Origin of the sequence: Chitinophaga sancti (assembly GCF_034087045.1) — a bacterium.
In the GTDB taxonomy this organism is placed as follows: Bacteria; Bacteroidota; Bacteroidia; order Chitinophagales; family Chitinophagaceae; genus Chitinophaga; species Chitinophaga sancti_B.
Map to the genome: position 1 here is coordinate 5,478,916 of NZ_CP139247.1, position 17,406 is coordinate 5,496,321.

11 protein-coding genes are annotated in these 17,406 nt (G+C 44.6%); 3 read left to right on the forward strand and 8 right to left on the reverse strand.

The window, feature by feature from the left end; genetic code table 11:
- Positions 1-188: 188 nt before the first annotated feature.
- Entirely contained in the window at positions 189-3,038 is a 2,850-nt protein-coding gene (gene ligD / locus SIO70_RS22240; protein WP_320574438.1) for a non-homologous end-joining DNA ligase, read from the forward strand.
- Positions 3,039-3,384: 346 nt separating this feature from the next.
- A complete protein-coding gene (gene glgX / locus SIO70_RS22245) occupies positions 3,385-5,577 on the forward strand; it encodes a glycogen debranching protein GlgX (protein ID WP_320574441.1) in 2,193 nt (730 codons plus the stop codon).
- Between the two features lie 85 nt (positions 5,578-5,662).
- Here glgX and SIO70_RS22250 read toward each other — a convergent pair whose 3' ends face one another.
- The 6 genes from SIO70_RS22250 to SIO70_RS22275 all read right to left on the reverse strand — a co-directional run bounded on the left by SIO70_RS22250 (position 5,663) and on the right by SIO70_RS22275 (position 15,461).
- Positions 5,663-7,150, reverse strand: a complete 1,488-nt coding sequence (locus SIO70_RS22250) for a calcineurin-like phosphoesterase family protein (protein ID WP_320574443.1) — start codon at positions 7,148-7,150, stop codon at positions 5,663-5,665.
- A gap of 106 nt (positions 7,151-7,256) precedes the next feature.
- Entirely contained in the window at positions 7,257-8,762 is a 1,506-nt protein-coding gene (locus tag SIO70_RS22255; protein ID WP_320574444.1) for a DUF5689 domain-containing protein, read from the reverse strand.
- Between the two features lie 18 nt (positions 8,763-8,780).
- Positions 8,781-10,274: a SusD/RagB family nutrient-binding outer membrane lipoprotein gene (locus tag SIO70_RS22260; protein ID WP_320574446.1), complete on the reverse strand. Its 1,494-nt coding sequence runs from the start codon at positions 10,272-10,274 to the stop codon at positions 8,781-8,783.
- An 8-nt stretch (positions 10,275-10,282) separates the two neighbouring features.
- Positions 10,283-13,753, reverse strand: a complete 3,471-nt coding sequence (locus tag SIO70_RS22265) for a SusC/RagA family TonB-linked outer membrane protein (protein WP_320574448.1) — start codon at positions 13,751-13,753, stop codon at positions 10,283-10,285.
- A gap of 60 nt (positions 13,754-13,813) precedes the next feature.
- Positions 13,814-14,797, reverse strand: coding sequence for a FecR family protein (locus SIO70_RS22270; protein ID WP_320574449.1), 984 nt, complete (start codon positions 14,795-14,797; stop codon positions 13,814-13,816).
- 124 nt (positions 14,798-14,921) lie between these two features.
- A complete protein-coding gene (locus tag SIO70_RS22275; RefSeq protein WP_320574451.1) occupies positions 14,922-15,461 on the reverse strand; it encodes a sigma-70 family RNA polymerase sigma factor in 540 nt (179 codons plus the stop codon).
- Between the two features lie 105 nt (positions 15,462-15,566).
- Between SIO70_RS22275 and SIO70_RS22280 the strand changes: the two genes are divergently transcribed.
- Positions 15,567-16,313: an ROK family protein gene (locus SIO70_RS22280; RefSeq protein WP_320574452.1), complete on the forward strand. Its 747-nt coding sequence runs from the start codon at positions 15,567-15,569 to the stop codon at positions 16,311-16,313.
- Between the two features lie 146 nt (positions 16,314-16,459).
- On the opposite strand, the gene SIO70_RS22285 is transcribed toward SIO70_RS22280, so the two are convergent.
- Entirely contained in the window at positions 16,460-16,801 is a 342-nt protein-coding gene (locus tag SIO70_RS22285) for a DUF4280 domain-containing protein (RefSeq protein WP_320574453.1), read from the reverse strand.
- A gap of 1 nt (position 16,802) precedes the next feature.
- On the reverse strand, positions 16,803-17,396 hold the full coding sequence (locus SIO70_RS22290; protein WP_320574454.1) for a hypothetical protein: 594 nt from the start codon (positions 17,394-17,396) through the stop codon (positions 16,803-16,805).
- Positions 17,397-17,406 lie beyond the last annotated feature (10 nt).

The following is a 17,406-nucleotide window of genomic DNA, read 5'->3' on the forward strand; positions in this document are numbered from 1 at the left end:
ATGCCCAGGTAATGAGAAACCATGTTGCCCGGTTGGAGGCATCATGATTTTTCATTAAAGAGGCTCGATAATGACCCGTTAAAAAGATACCATGATGCCCCGTTAATGAGATACCATGATGCCCGGTTGGAGGCATCATGATTTCCCCTTAAAGAGGCGCTATGATGACCCGTTAAAATTTGATCGCTATGAGCTTAGCTAAGTACAAGCAAAAAAGGACTTTTTCAAAAACACCTGAACCAACAGGTGGCAAGAGTGATAATAAGGAATTGCATTTTGTAATTCAGAAGCACGATGCTTCGCATTTACATTATGATTTCAGACTGGAAATGAAAGGTGTACTTAAAAGCTGGGCGGTGCCAAAAGGGCCTTCAATGGATCCGAAAGTGAAAAGACTCGCCATGATGGTAGAGGATCATCCATATGATTATAAAGATTTTGAAGGGGTAATCCCAGCCGGCAACTACGGCGCAGGTACGGTGATTGTCTGGGATGAAGGCACCTATGTTCCGCAGATAAGCGGGCTTAATAAAAAGGGATGGGAAAAAGAATTACTACATGCCATAGAAAACGGAAAGCTTCATTTTATTTTAGAGGGTGAAAAGCTGAAAGGAGAATTTGCCTTAGTGAAAACACATGGCAGAGGGGAGAATTCATGGTTGCTAATGAAGATAAAGGATGAATATGCCGCAACAGCGGATGTGACAAAGAAAGAGAAATCGGTTTTATCTGGCAGGACACTTAAGCAGGTGGAAAAAGACCCGGAAATGGTTTGGAAGAGTAATAGGGAGGAAAAGGTCGACAAAACGAAATCTACGCCTAAAAAGCCCGTTAAAGAGGATCCTGCAACTCACCCTCCTGTTAAAAAAATCGCTGCTCCGCCTGCAGGCGACTTTTCCACCCTCCTGTCAAAGGGCAAAAAAGCCCCTATGCCGAAAAAAATAAAACCCATGCTGGCCACCCTCACAGAAAAACCATTTGATAAAAAAGACTGGCTCTATGAAATCAAATGGGATGGCTACAGGGCTATCAGCTATATAAACAAAGGCAATGTAACCATGCTATCCAGGAACCAGCTTTCCTTCAACGAAAAGTTTGACGTGATTGCTGATTCCCTAAAGGAATGGAATGCAAAAGCTATTATTGATGGCGAAATAGTGGCATTGAATAAAAATGGCAACCCTGATTTCCAGGCGCTGCAAAATTACCTGAAGACCGGCAAATCCGTTCAACTGGCTTATTATGTATTTGACCTGCTATGGTATGATGGCAAGGATATTACCCAACTACCTTTGCTGGAAAGAAAGGAAATATTACAGCAGGTATTACCACAGGATAATAACCTGGTACGGTACAGTGAGCACATCACTGGAGAAAACGGTCAGGGCACCGCATTCTTTAAAGCTGCTTTGAAAAAAGGACTGGAAGGCGTAATGGCTAAAAATGCGGATAGTTCCTATTCTTTAGGCCGCCGCACTGATAGCTGGCTAAAAATTAAAAACAATCTGCAGACGGAAGCCATCATCTGTGGCTATACCGCCGGCCGAAATAGCCGCAAACATTTTGGTGCATTGATATTAGGGAAGTATAAGAATAGCGTATTGCATTATATAGGGCATACAGGAGGCGGATTTGATACGAAGTCACTGAAGGAATTGTATGAGAAATTCCAACCTTTGGTCACAGACAAATCTCCCTTTAAAGTAAAGCCTAAAACCAATATGCCGGCTACATGGATAAAGCCAGAGCTGGTATGTGAGGTGAAATTTGCAGAGGAGACAAGAGAAGGCATTTTAAGACAACCGATTTTTCTTGGCCTGAGAGAAGATAAAAGTGCAAAGAATGAGAAGAAGGAAAAAGTAGTGGCGGCACCAGTTTCTGATAAAAAAACAAAGACTATGAAAAAGACAGCTAAACCCGAAAAAGTAGTAGAAAATCTGACGGCAAAAAAAGCAACACCCAAAAAATCTGCTGCACCCAAAGCGACTGCAGAAAAACCTGCTGCTAAAAAGGCTGCCTCCCCAAAAGCAACACCCCCTGCCCCAAAGGCCACCGCTAAAACTTCAGCTACTTCTAAAAAATCCCCTTCAAAAAAAAAGCCCACTAACACCCTCCTCCCGGAAGATCAAAACGAAGTCGAAATCAAAATAGACGGTAAACTCCTAAAATTCACCAACCTTGACAAAATCTACTGGCCAGATGAAAACATCACCAAAAGAGACATGCTTAACTACTACGCAGCCATTTCCGATACCATCCTCCCCTACCTCATCGACCGCCCGCAATCCCTCAACAGATTTCCCGACGGTATCAAAGGCTTCCACTTCTATCAAAAAAATGTAGAAGACAAAGTTGCCGACTGGATCCAAACCTTCCCCTACATCAGCGAATCAGATGGCGAAACGAAAAACTTCTTAGTCTGCAAAGACAAAGCCAGCCTACTCTATATGGCCAACCTGGGATGCATCGAACTCAACCCATGGCATAGCCGCATTAAAAAACCAGACAATCCGGACTACTGCCTCATCGATCTCGATCCAGACACCAATGACTTCAACGAAGTTATTCAAACCGCACTCGAAATAAAAAAGCTACTTGATGATGTAGGCGCTGATTCCTACATCAAAACTTCCGGCTCTACCGGCATGCACATCCTCATCCCACTTGGTGCAAAGTATACATTTGACCAATCCCGAATGCTCGCAGAACTCATCGTCCAGGTTATCAATAAAAGACTACCTGACATTACAAGTATTGAACGCTCTCCTAATAAACGAAAAGGAAAGATTTACTTAGATTTCCTTCAAAACAGGCAAATCCAAACCATGGCGGTTGCTTACTCTCTAAGGCCTAAACCAGGCGCCACCGTGTCTGCCCCACTCAAATGGGAAGAGGTCAGAAAAGGGTTAACTATCCAACACTTTGATATCTTCAATATGCCTGATAGAATTGCAAAAGAAGGGGATTTACTGAAAGGAGTATTAGGGAAAGGAATCAATATGCAGCAGGTATTAAAAAAACTACAAAAATTCATCTGACAGATCTTATAGAAAATGTATTTCTTAAAAAATCACCGCCACCACATCCACCCCTCAGCAAAGTGGGGAAATTACCCCTTAAAAAGAAGAAAGAACTCATACAGGAAGCCCGTCAGTACAGCTTCGATTTCCTGGAATGGAAAAAACTTTTGTACTAAAACAACACTGGCTCGCCCACACCCGCAAAACCTGCCCCCGCTGTCATATAGCTTTCAATAAAGAATACCTCGGCACCACCAAACGAAGATCATTTTTTTGCAATAATTGCCAGTTATTATATGAATAACGATTGTAATGGCATGAATTTTACCACCTTATGCCCTAGAACTAATTGCTGTATAAATTAATGAAGAACAGTCCACAAACCCTACAACTACCAGTCCATATTGCCCCTGGTAGTCCATATCCATTAGGCGCAACTCCTGATAATAAAGGCGTAAATTTCGCCATCTATGCCGATTATGCGACCGGTGTAGACCTCTGCCTGTTCAACAGCCCCTCAGACCCAAAAGAATCCCAAAGAATCAAAATGACTGAGCGGTTTCATCAGGTATGGCATGTGCATGTATCCGGCCTGCAACCCGGCCAACTGTATGGCTACCGCGTAAGTGGACCATACAATCCCCAGGAAGGCAGCCGTTTCAATGAAAATAAATTACTCTTAGATCCTTACGCCAAAGCCATCTCAGGCACTATCAACTGGCACGACTCCCTCTTTGGCTACCAGATAGGCAGCCCGGAAGAAGACCTGAGTTTCAGCGACGCTGACAGCGCACCATATATTCCGAAATCGGTAGTGGTCGATGATGCCTTTGACTGGGAAAACGATAAATGTCCAAAAATCCCCTACAATGCCACCATCATCTATGAGATGCATGTAAAGGGCTTTACAAAAATGCATCCGGACATTCCTGAAGAGATCCGCGGAACATATGCTGCTATCGGTCATCCGGTAACAATCGATTACCTCAAAAAACTAGGCGTAACGGCGGTTGAATTAATGCCGGTACATCACTTTGTAGTCGACAGGCACCTGGTAGAGAAAGGATTGACTAACTACTGGGGATATAATACCATCGGGTATTTTGCCCCTGATGCAAGGTATTCTTCTTCCGGTATCGAAGGCCAGCAGGTAACCGAGTTCAAAGAAATGGTCAAAGCCCTTCATAAAGCTGGTATTGAAGTATTCCTCGATGTCGTTTATAACCATACTGCCGAAGGCAACCATATGGGACCGACACTGAGCTTCAGAGGAGTGGATAATTGCAGTTATTACCGGCTTACTGAAGATAAGCGTTACTACATGGACTATACCGGCACAGGCAATACACTGAATGCACAGTTACCAAATGTACTGCGCCTCATTATGGATAGCCTTCGCTATTGGGTAGAGCAGATGCATATTGACGGATTTCGTTTCGATCTGGCTGCTGCATTAGCACGGGAACTACATGAGGTGAACAGCCTGAGTGCTTTCTTTGAAATTATTTACCAGGACCCGGTGATCAGTCAGGTCAAGTTAATTGCAGAACCCTGGGATGTGGGAGAAGGTGGCTACCAGGTAGGAAAATTTCCTCCCGGCTGGGCGGAATGGAATGGTCTATACAGAGATTGTATCAGGGGATACTGGAAAGGTGATGATAGTATGCTGGCTGAGTTTGCCCTCCGGTTTACAGGAAGCCCGGATTTGTATGAGGCGGATTATCGCAGGCCAACGGCTAGTATCAACTTCATTACCGCCCATGATGGCTTTACCATGCATGACCTTGTCTCTTATAATGACAAGCATAATGAAAGTAATGGCGAAAACAACAGGGATGGTGCGAATGATAATTACTCTTTTAACTGGGGTACGGAAGGTGATACCAATGATGAAGGCATCAATTATATCCGTGCACAGATCAAGCGAAATTTTATTACAACCTTATTCCTTTCACAGGGAGTGCCTATGCTGGTAGCGGGTGATGAATCGGGTAATACGCAGTATGGGAATAACAATGCGTATTGTCAGGATAATGAAATATCATGGTTGGATTGGGAGAAACAGGATCTGCAATTGCAGGAGTTTACGAGAAATATAATTCAGTTGCGGAAGGATCATCCTGTTTTTGCAAGGCCGGGATGGTTTCAGGGAATTCCTATTAAAGGAGTGGAAGATATTGGATGGTTCCTGCCGGATGGTGCGGAGATGCAGGAGGACCATTGGAAAGAATATTATGCGAAATCAATTGCTATTTATTTAAACGGGAAAGGATTAAGGTGCGTGAATGAGGTGGGTGAAAAAATGGTGGATGATTCTTTTTATATCATTTTCAATGCACATCACGATGCAATTGAGTTTGCATTGCCTGTAGAAAAGTATGCAAAGGAGTGGCAGCGGATCCTGGATACCAGTGTGTGGAAAACGGAGGATAAGAATACATATGCAGCAGGGTATAAAGTGCAGGTGAAGGGGCATTCAATTTCGTTATTCATTCATAAAGAGGACCTGGTGCCGGTAGCAGGATTGCCGGTTCCTGAAGTTACGCATACTAAATAACCCGTTCCGGGAAATGCGGGTGGTCAGAAATTGTGCCGAATGCACAATTCCTGACCACCCTTTAAAAAAATCTTTTCATATAAAATTACATACTCTCCTCATACACATTCCCAAACCTATCCGTTGCCCTCACCATTATCTTCTTAGCCGATGCAGATGGATTTGCAAAAAATAGATGATCCGTCAATGAAGGTTCCACAAACTTATGCTTCTTCGGCAACTCCGGCCCCATATACAACTCCACCGCCCATGGATCATACGCCACACGCCTCTCCATCTCCCCCTTACTCACCCCATCCTCAAACCACTCCACCTTCCACTTCTTATCCCAATTCCATACATTCACCGCCACCTCATCAGGCGCAGCCTGTACCCGACCCTTCTCATAGATCCTCAACTGCTTCTCCTTTGGCAACCCCGTAGCCTTATACACCCACTTTATATCCGTCCCATCCACATCATAGATCCCGTACCCTGCCGGCGTTCCATCACTACAAATCGGTCCTGTCCACCAGGCCCCACACACCGTTCCATGATTATGCTCCATGATATCCCCCTCTTCCCAATTATCATTGAAATGCGTATGCCCACTCATTATATGCACCTTATAAGGCGCCAACATCTTGTACAACTTCTTCCTGTTCGCCACCGTACCACCTCCCGGTTCATCCTTCTTCCCCTCTCTCCGCGCCTGTCCGGTATAAGTCGGTATATGCAAACTCAATACAATCATACTTCCCGCCTTCACCTGCGCCAGATCCTGATCCAGCCATTGCAATTGATTCTCTGTCAGATAACCTATGTAATTTTTAGCTTCTCCCAAAAAGAACACATCATCCAACACAATGTAATGGACCTCTCCCCTGTTATATGAATAATAAGTAGGCCCGAAATGAGACTTAAATGTATTAGCAGAACCATCATCCGTTCTCGCCTCATTATCCATATCATGGTTACCAATCACATTAAAGAAAGGAATCCCACACAACTCCACCGCCCTGCGATAACCATGATACAACTCAAACTCATCCCATACCAGGTCCCCACAACCAATACCATGTATCAACGTATCCTTGGGATAAGATTTAATCACCCCCTGCAAATCAGGCACAGACTCTTTCAACAGCTGATCCACGTCTTTCTGCGACTTCATCTGCGGATCGGCCCAAACCACAAAGGTGTGTTTTGTATCATCCACCTTCAACTTCTCCAATTTGAAATCAGCCGTAAAGGATGGCTTGTTCTTTGGAATAGCCTGATAAAATGCAGCGATACTCCGCTCCTCCGGAAACGCGTACCCTCGTGGCACACTTATATACACAAATTCCGCCGTACCATTTGATTGCAACTCATACCCACCATTCTTATCTGTCAGCGTAATATTAATCCCATCTGTCACCGGCACACCCGCCACGCCTTTTCCCTCACATAGCACCTTGCCCCTGAGCGACACTGTAGAAAGGTCAATATTATTCTCCCGCAGCAAAGGCTTTGCATTCACTATTGCCGCCGGCAGCGCTAACAATGAACCGGTCACACCTACATTCTTTAAAAAGTTTCTTCTGTTAAGCATACGTTTTATTTAAGTGTTGTTGCGCCATCACCTTCTATATCGGTTATCGCTGATGTTGTTATACCCTTACGTTCCATATCAGTTATCCCTGGTATTATTACCAGTCTTATTTAAGCGTCGTTGCGCCTTCACCTTCTATATCGGTTATCGCTGATGTTGTACTCAGTTGTTTATTATTCTGCGCCCTTGCCTGTACCCACTTACCCAGCGATACATTATACACACCACCCAGCATATTGAATATCCCCAGATCCGCCGTATTGTACGACAGCGCCAATGTATTAGAACCCTGACGATAAAAAGGCTGTTCTTCCAGCGTGATCGGGTTGATCATATCATAAAAATCGGTATTCGCAATGCGATAACCTTTCGCCGGTGGCCCCGCTGTATACAAACTACCACCCGTTGACACCCACATCACATCTACCGGTCTGGAATCTGCCGTCACCACTGTATCCTGGAATACTGCCAGTCCAAATGCATTCCCACTATTCGCCATCAAACCTGTCGTCGCTGTACCAAATCCATCTCCACCCGTAGTCGTATAGTCAAATGTACGTACCCAGTTAGCACTACTGATATCTGTAGATTTGGAACCATTAATTTTTTTCCCGATACCTCCTACATAAAAGAACGTCCCTTTCGCTGCCTTACCTGCATAAAGATTAAACTTGTAAGAACGCTTATCACCTGTCGCCCATCCTTTGGATGGATATCCTGTAGGCGTGCTGGCATTGGCATTGTTTGTCACCACGAGGGCAAATGGCGTAGCTGCAAAGTCAATATCCCTCGTCGCCATCATCTGCACATATTCATAATTACCATCCCCACCACTTGCATCCGACATAAAACCAGTGATCAGCACAGGTGCTATAGAAATTTCTGCACTCAATACAGTCAAATCTTTTGCCGTACGCATACGGAACACAGGCGTATTGTCCCCACCTACGAATACTATACCATAGAAGTTTGCACTCACCGGCGCAGCGTTATTCGCAAACGCGCTGGTATCTGCTGTACGTAACAACAAATTACCAAAACCATCATTCAATACTTTATCGCCTTTCAATACATCTCCCTTTGCTGGCAATGGATCGAACCCACCTTTTACAACCACCGCCAACGTACTTTCATAATCACCCGGATTCGCCAGTATTGCTGCTGTCGTAACACGGTTTACCGGGATCGTATTGCCAGAAGAAATCTTCCTCATCTTTGTCAACGATACCCCTGTCAGTTCCAGCATACCATCCGCTTTTTCCAATACAGCGCCCTGCACATCGATCAACACTGAATCACCCGGCACATAACTATTCGCTACATCCCCCAATTGAATCGCAATTCCTCTCAGCTTTGACAAACGACGCGCATCCTGTACAATCAGCAGCCCGGCAGGCAAATTGCCTCCGCTATGATCTGATACGACCATGGCTGCTATACTGGTAGAGCCAAGCATATTTTCTTTGCTGAGTGTAACGGGTTTTGATTTATACAGATTCCTGATATCGTATATCGAAATGTAAGGGCTGATGGTTCCACCGGGATAGGTCTCACTTTTTTCACAACCCCAAATGAATAATATGAATGGTAAGTATACTAAGAATTTCTTCATTGTAAAATGATTTTATTGTTATGGTTTCTGCCACCATACCTGTGTACTGATTTCATCTGGTCCCTGACTGGCTATCGCCAGCTTGTAGTTCGTCGGATTGGTGGACTGCACATACACCGGGTAAGTCATTCTCGCAGGCATCACACCATTATTCCGCAACCCCGCACCCTTTGGTAAGTCAGGATGCCCCGTACGACGATACTCAAACCACTGCTGCATATCCGTCAGGAACAACGCATAATACTTTTGCTTATGTATTTTCTCCATCTTCTGATCCAGCGTTTCATCATCCAGCCACTCAATATCTGCCGCTGCCAGCCAGGTTGTGATGGATACAGGCCAGGTAGGGATCCACTGGGTAATGCTGTTGAGTGCACCTGTATTATAATACGTCTCTGCCGAACCACTGATCCATCCTTTCGCCGCTGCTTCTGCCAGTATAAATTCCAACTCTGCATAGTTCATCATCATCCCCGTCATTGGTTCTGTCATGAGAGAAACTGCCGATGTATTGGAATAGAAATAACATTTCTTCACAGGATTCTCTCCCGGTGAATACCCACTTGGCACACCCTGATAAGAACCGGAATAAGGCGCGATGCCCCACCTGTTAAAACCTCCCGTACCATAAGTAGGTATATCAATACGTGGATCATTCCACTGAGAAAGATTATCAATAAAGAAACTCGCGATACCCGGTGAACGAAAATCCTGCTCACGCACTGCCAGATACGGCGATGAATAAGGCCCCACACCCGTCCAGCGCAATATCGCAGATTCATTATTGCTGGACATAATTGGATAGTTACTGCTATTCGTCTCCACGATATCCTTAATTTTTAGAATAGCTGAATCCGACTTTGCTGACACACGCAATAACAAACGCAGGTAAAGTGAGTTACCAAACTTCCTCCATTTCGTTACATCCCCATTATACACAGGGTCACTCGAACCTGTTATAGCTGTACCCGCACTCAGCAATGTATTTGCTGTATCCAGTTTTTTGAAGATATCGAGATAAATATCACGCTGCGCATCAAAGCGGGGCTCATAGATCAGGCTATCTTTTGCCAGGTTAGACTGGAAATAAGGAATATCCCCATAAGTATCTGTAAGTATGGAATAGATCCATGACTGACAAATAAGCGAGATCCCCATATAAGATTTATTGTAGTTCAACTCCTGGCTGGATATGGTATACATATCCTTGAAGTTGGTCAACTCAGAATAGAGACCATTGTACAGGTAATCTGACCAGGTTGAACGAAAATCGTAACGGAACACCTGCCCTTCTGCATCACTCATGTTCACCGTCACCTGCATCAGCTCATTGTTGAAGTTGCGGTTACGCAGCATGTTATATGTAAGCGTGTTCACCAGTGCCGGCGCCATCAACTGCGATGGCAAAGCTTCAGGTGTACCATTCGGGTTCGTATTCGTATCCTGGAAATTTTTCGTACAGGAACTCAATATAATACCCAGTAAAAGTATGTATGTAAATTGCTTCATCATGTCGAATATTAAAGTCCAATTACCAGATTAAAACCAAGGGTACGTGTAGATGGGAACTGACCGATCTCAAAACCCTGCAGGATGTCAGAACCATAAAGAGTACCAAATTCAGGATCGAACATCGGCCATGGTGACCAGATGAACAGGTCACGTCCATACACACCTACTGTGGCACGCTGGAATCCCAACCTTTTCACCAATCCCTTGCTGAATGTATAGTCGATACGTGCTTCCCTGAATTTGATAAAGTCTGTACGAAACACACTACCTTCTGCATTGTCTACACCATAGTGTGAACGGTAGTATTCGTCTATATCCGTTGCAATCACATCGTTCTTACGATATTTGCCATCAGTAGTCGCCACTACACCATTTCCTACTATCCCGTTGTAACGGCCCGGCAGCGTCTCTTTCAGCTTACCCTGTTCTGCCATTTTATAGTGTGTAAGCGAGTGCGATACACCACCATATTGTGCATCAAAAAGCAGGTGCAGATTGAAACCCTTATACCTGAAATCGTTCGTCCAGCCGATCTTTGCTTTTGGCAGGATGTTACCAAGATATTTTACATCTTCTGTCAACAACGCTACTCCTGTGCTGGCATCATAAATAACCTGACCATCCGGCGCACGCTGATAACCACGGCCATACAGATCGCCCATGCTACCACCTACTTTTGCCACAATCTGACCACCGCCTACAGGACCTGTTCTCAGTACGACAGAGCTATCGGCCAGGCTCATAATACGGTTACGGTTCGCTGAGAATACAACATTAGAACTCCACGAAAATCCATTCTTCACACTCACAGGTGTTGTGTTCAGGGCGATTTCTATCCCTTCATTTCTCACATCCCCCGCATTGATCAATACCTGTGTAAAACCAGATGCACGGTCTACCACCCGCTTTAAGTGCTGATCTTTTGTATTTCCCCTGTACACCGCTATATCAATACCGAACCTGTTATTCAGGAACTGTATATTCGCACCTACTTCATAGGTAATGGTACGCAGTGGCTTCAGGTTCGGATTCGTCAACAGGTCTGGCGCTGACAACCCTCCATTGTACAAACTACCCGCTGATAAATAATTGTACGAGGTGAGGTAAGCAGTCGTACCACCACTACCTACGCTGGATGCAGAAAAGCGTACCTTTGCAAAGTTGATCGCCTTGGGCATATGCAATACTTCCGATGCCACAAAACTCAGGTTGGCCGCAGGATAAAAGAACCCGGAATTAGTCGTACGGTCAGGCGTAGCCAGGGTACTGGTCCAGTCCTGTCTGCCGGTAAGATCCAGGAATAAATAATCCCTGAAACTACCCGTCACCATACCATAAAAACTATTGATGGCATATTTACTCCTGTAGGGCATGGTCACCAAAGGACCCGCTGCATTGGAGAAAGTGAAGATACCCGGGAATGTCAGTGAATCCGCACGGGTTTCATCTTTATTATAATTATTTGTCAGGGTGCTTCCACCAGCTGTGGCAGAGAATTCAATATCTTCGTTTATCCGCTTGCTGTACTTCAACAGGAAGTCACTACTCGCTTCCATAGAAAAGATATTCTGTGTACGATAACTTCCCTTTGGTAGTTTCGCACCTGCATCATAAGGACGCTCCTGCGCACGCTGGTCATAAGCAAAGTCAATGGATGTTCTCACCAGTAAACTCAGTTCTTTGGTGAAGTTGTAAGTAGCCTGCACATTCCCTGTAATACCGTTACGGTTTGTTTTGTTGATGAACTCATTTGCTACGGCAAACGGGTTTTCAGGATAAGAACTAAAAGGGTACTTAATAGCACGGCCCTCCTGTCCTTTCACCCAGTAGTCGCGCAACCAGTCTATACTTGCATTGGGTTGCCAGAAGATGTACCAATACATCAGCGATTGGTTTCCATAACCTGAACCGGGCAGGTTATCACTCCCTTTATTTGTATAGTTAACTTTGGAAGAGATGGTCAGTTTGTCACTGATCTTTGAATGCACAGACATAGCAACGGTATTACGTGTGTAACCCGTGTTTGGTACAATCCAGTCGTTGTTTACGTTTGTAAAAGAAAAACGCGCAGTGGTTTTGTCCGTACCACCATCTACACTAATGCTGTTCGTAAAAGTCTTGCCGGTCTGAAAGAATTTCTGTAACTGATTTGTATAAGGTCTCCACAACGTTCTTTCCGTACCTACCTTTTGTGTAACAGGATCGTACTGAAAGAACATCTGTCCGTCGAACTTTGGGCCATAAGCCGAGCTGGTACCACTGGTGCTGGCACCATCTGCAGAAGTACCGTAGGAATAATAGGCGGCGCCGTCCAAACCTTGTCCATATTCATATTGCAACTCCGGCCAGCGGTTTACCTGTTCCAGCGATTCGTTGCTATTGAAGGTAACACCTAACCCTCTTTTACGGGGTGTACCTGCTTTGGTGGTAATGATCACCGCACCGTTTGCACCACGCTGACCATAGAGCGCTGCAGCACCCGGACCTTTCAGTACGGTAACCGATTCAATATCTTCTGCGTTCAGGTCGTTCAAACCTGTACCATAGTCGGCAGGCATGTTGTCAGATCCTGTACCATAAGGTGTCTCACCATCTATTCCTGTACGGCGTCCGCTACCATTGTTGATCACCACGCCATCTACCACGATGAGGGCTTCGTTGTCACCATTCAGGTTGTTCTCACCACGAAGAATGATTTTGTTAGAACCGGTAGGTCCCGCATTGGAACGAACCAGGTTAAGGCCTGCAACTTTTCCGGAAAGGGCGTCTGTCCAGTTGTTAGACAAAGCGTTAGTGAGCTGCTCACCTTTTACCACTGTGGTAGCATAACCAAGGCCTTTTTCTTCTCTTTTGATACCTAATGCCGTTGTCACCACCACTTCGTTCAGTGCTTTGGCATCAGGGGCCATTTGCAGGTCCAGTTTCTGAGATTCATTTACCGCTACCTGGCGGGTGATATAACCAATAAAAGAGAATACGAGTGTAGGATTATTGCCGGGTACCTTCACGAAGTAATTACCGTCCGGGCCGGAAATAGTACCGATATTACCGCTTTTAATACGCACATTCACCCCTACCAGCGGCTCTCCCCGCTCGTCAGAAATGCGCCCCCGTATCACAATGTCTTCAGGTTTGCGGGTTACGATAAATGTATTGCCGGTTTGGGTGAATACATAACCTGTATTGGCCAGTGCAGCATGCAGTATTTCCTTAGCTGTGGCGTCGAAGATCTTAATGCTGACCCGTACATTAGCATCTACATCATTAGGACTATAATTAATGAGATAACGGCTATTTTTCTGGATGTACTGAAATACATCTTTCAGTGGCTGGTTGCTCACCGTGAGGTCCAGCTTCTTTTCAATGGTTTGTGCATTGATGTTGGGCAGCCATGCTACAAAGAAGAATATTACCCATACAGAAAGTTTGGGGTAGGAAATCCCTAACGGGCATCCCCGCTTTTTTGTACATTTGTCCATTCATTTTAAAATTTAGCTTGTACTGAATTTTAGCGCCCTGTTACCGCAGGGTGCATTTTTTTACCTGATAACTATTTGATTGTCTGTAATTGTGTACTGGAAACTGCTCATCAATTTTAACTGTTGCATGACGTTTTCGATCGTGTTATTCCGGAATGTGGCAGTGTATTTCCTTTTTAATAAGGTGGCATCCTTTACCTCAAAGTGAACAGCGTATTTATGCTGCAATACCTGTAAGACCTGTTGTAAACCTGCATCCTGGAAAATCAATTCTCCCCTGATCCAGGCGGTTGTATTAGCAGTATCAATTTGCTCTTTTATAAATGTCCCGTTTCTTTTATCTGCGGTCAATCCCATACCGGCGCTCAAAACGAGTCCTTTTAAGCCGATTTTACCGCTATTTACGTTTACGATGGCTGTGTGTTCATCTTTATAATCCCTGACGGTAAAAGACGTTCCTAATACCTTTACATTGAGTTGTGGTGACCTTACATAGAATGGTCGTTTGGCGTCTCTGGCAATTTCAAAATAAGCTTCTCCTTCTTCTACATATACTATACGTGCACTATCTTCAAATTCTTCCGGGAAATACAAGATGGATCCGCCATTAATAGTGACCCGACTCCCATCAGACAAGGTGATGGACCCATGATTACCATCTGCTATACGCATTGTACGAAAGCGGCGCGCTGCTTTTTGCTCCCAGTTTAATACTCCTTTACGTATTAAAAAACTACTCCCCAATAATAACACGAAGATGGCGGCGTAACGGCTGACATTTTTTAACAAAACAGGTTTTACTTTTAATGAAGCCAGTTTTACAGCCGGTTGCCTGTTATACCGAAAGCGTGCCAGTGCAGCATCAATTTCTGCCTCTGGCAACTGGTGTGCTGTATTGTTTACAAATGCATCTACGGGAAATAGTTCCGACAATTCCTGTTCAGACAAGCCTTCTAATGCCTGCTGTAATTCCTGCTTCCCTGCAGCATCCAATTTGCCTGCCTGATAGTCTGCCAGTCTGTGCCTGATGTCGGAAATATTCATTTAAGAGACGTCGTTTTATATAAGAACGGCGAATTAAAATGGGCACCGACAGGAAAGTAGGTTAAGGAATTGTTACCTGATAAAAATTCATGACGTTGGGTGCTCCCAATAGGAATGAAACCCCTTACCAGATAAAAAAGATAGTAGCCAGACGTGAACGAAGCGAGCGGAGTACTCTGCCTATATACCGTTCCACCGTTTTTTCAGACACCCCTTCCTGAAGGGCGATCTCCTTGTAAGTCAATCCGTACTCGCGATTAAGCAGGTAATAACGGCGCACCGTTTCTTCGTGATTATTAATAGTATGATTAACGATTTGCTGTTGTTCTTTAGCTTCTATAACAGTCATAGCCGGAGAAAAATGTCCGGATTCAGGGAAACTTACCTTATACGCATCCTGCTGTTTACGTTCCCGCAGCGCAACTTTCAGGTGGTCAAGAAAACAATTACGGGCAATGACAAGGATGTAACGGGCTATTTCAGTTTCTTCTCCAGGAAGCAGGTGGAATTTTTGCCAGGCTTTCAGGTAGGCTTCCTGCGCCAGGTCTTCGGCTAGTTCATTATTATTACTTATTTTTATAAGATATGCAACAGTGCCCGACCAGGTCTCTTTAAAGATCCTGTCGAAAATTGCAGCAGTATTTTCAGAATTGGAACGCATCATATAAATTGACGCACAAAATTAGGAAGTCAGTTTAAAGTGAGTGTTAAGTTATTATAAACAAAATCGGTGTGACTTTTGTATTGATTTGCATAAATTTTTAATAACATGGCAGAGACAGGACATATTTTAGCGATTGATGTAGGTGGATCGCATATCAAATGTACGATCCTCAATGATAAAGGGGAATGGCAAATGGAGTATAAGCGGGTAAAGACGCCGGAGGCGCCAACCCCCGGGAATGTATTAAGTACCATTCAGGATTTGGTGCAAGGCATGCCGGAATATGATAAGGTCTCTGTTGGATTTCCAGGGTATGTAAGGAATGGTATCGTGTATACGGCGCCGAACCTGGGGAATCCGAACTGGAAGGATATTGATCTGGGACAGCGCATTGCAGATATGCTGAATAAACCGGTGAGATTGGTGAATGATGCGGATCAGCTGGGACTGGGTGTTGTGAGTGGCAAAGGGTATGAGCTGGCAGTGACGCTGGGAACAGGGTTTGGAACAGCACTTTTGATTGATGGGTACCTGCTGCCGCACCTGGAACTGGCACATCACCCCTTTACGAAGGAGCATGATTATGATGAATATATAGGCAATAAGGCGTTGGAAAAAGAAGGGTTGGAAAAGTGGAATAAGCGGATGGAACGCGTGATGGAGGTGCTGAAAGTGGTGTTTAATTATGATCGGTTGTATTTGGGAGGGGGGAATGCGGATAAGATTAGTTTTAAACTGGATAAGAATGTGATATTGTTTACGAATAAAGATGGGATTAAAGGAGGGGCGAAATTGTGGGAGATGGAGGATAAGTATCATATCAGTACTAATTTTCCCAAAAATAAACAGTAAAAGTTGAGGGAGATTGCTTCGCAATCTCCCTCAACTTTTACTGGGCTGTATTACGGCCGGCTTTCGACGGCTGAAATACAGCATTCAGACAACCCCAAATACGCCTTTAGGCAATACCAGCTTCGCTAGCGCGTTTGGCGGTCCTTCTATTCTTCCGTAGCAGCAAAACCATTCTGCCCCGTAGTCGCAAACGAAATCTTCCCACCCAACCCGCACATACAATACGATTTATCTGTCAATTCCTTATCTGATCCAATTGCATCCAATACCGTCGTATCCATCCATGCCGTAGGCTTCGGCATACAAGGCTTCTGCGTTACACTACACACCCCAAACGGCGGTATATTCGTATTCGCTCCTTTATCCTTCTCCGTCGCCACCAGCTTATCTTCTATATACACATACGACTGACTGGTGACCTTGAGCACAGCTGGCGCCGCACCTTTATCACACTTCATCCGGGCGGTATCTGTAATAATTGTAAGCATATCAGTTATCGTGATGAGTAGATGTTTTAATTGTAATCACCTTGCCAGTCACCGCATCCAGGTTCACATGCTTCAGCTGAATATCCGCACCACCTATATGCCCGTCTTCATGCGTCACTATCCAGCGATCACCAATCGTATCTGATTTTCTATTGATGCTCGTCCAGCGATCTGCCAGTGACAGGTTATTGCGCTTCAGGAATTCCAGGACCTTATCGAGGGTAAAAGTATATGGTGCATCGTAGTTCACAGACTTTTGTTCCACTCCCTGCTCATTGAAGAAACGCCAGGTACCCAGGCGGAACACACTCTTATTAAACAAGTCACCTTCTTCTTTGAGCGTACCATTTTTATAATATTCACGATAGTGATCAATATACGTATCGGGTTTACTGGTCGTTTCGGCATATCCACCATCAAAGTCGGTCTGTCTTACCTTCACACCATCGTGCTCAAAGGTATACTCTCCTGCCTGTTTGTTTTTATTATAGGTCTCTATATCGAATCGGTTGTTCATATTTGTTTGTTTGGTTTGTGCACAGGCCGCAAATGAGTGCATGATGATCAGTACGGCCAGCCAGAACTTTTTATACATATTGATTGAT

Excerpts from the sequence above, each read along its gene's own strand:
- glgX (WP_320574441.1), top strand. The coding sequence starts at position 3,385 with ATGAAGAACAGTCCACAAACCCTACAACTACCAGTCCATATTGCCCCT.
- SIO70_RS22290 (WP_320574454.1), bottom strand. The coding sequence starts at position 17,396 with ATGTATAAAAAGTTCTGGCTGGCCGTACTGATCATCATGCACTCATTT.
- ligD (WP_320574438.1), top strand. The coding sequence starts at position 189 with ATGAGCTTAGCTAAGTACAAGCAAAAAAGGACTTTTTCAAAAACACCT.
- SIO70_RS22260 (WP_320574446.1), bottom strand. The coding sequence starts at position 10,274 with ATGATGAAGCAATTTACATACATACTTTTACTGGGTATTATATTGAGT.
- SIO70_RS22265 (WP_320574448.1), bottom strand. The coding sequence starts at position 13,753 with ATGGACAAATGTACAAAAAAGCGGGGATGCCCGTTAGGGATTTCCTAC.
- SIO70_RS22275 (WP_320574451.1), bottom strand. The coding sequence starts at position 15,461 with ATGATGCGTTCCAATTCTGAAAATACTGCTGCAATTTTCGACAGGATC.
- SIO70_RS22255 (WP_320574444.1), bottom strand. The coding sequence starts at position 8,762 with ATGAAGAAATTCTTAGTATACTTACCATTCATATTATTCATTTGGGGT.
- SIO70_RS22250 (WP_320574443.1), bottom strand. The coding sequence starts at position 7,150 with ATGCTTAACAGAAGAAACTTTTTAAAGAATGTAGGTGTGACCGGTTCA.
- SIO70_RS22280 (WP_320574452.1), top strand. The coding sequence starts at position 15,567 with ATGGCAGAGACAGGACATATTTTAGCGATTGATGTAGGTGGATCGCAT.
- SIO70_RS22270 (WP_320574449.1), bottom strand. The coding sequence starts at position 14,797 with ATGAATATTTCCGACATCAGGCACAGACTGGCAGACTATCAGGCAGGC.
- SIO70_RS22285 (WP_320574453.1), bottom strand. The coding sequence starts at position 16,801 with ATGCTTACAATTATTACAGATACCGCCCGGATGAAGTGTGATAAAGGT.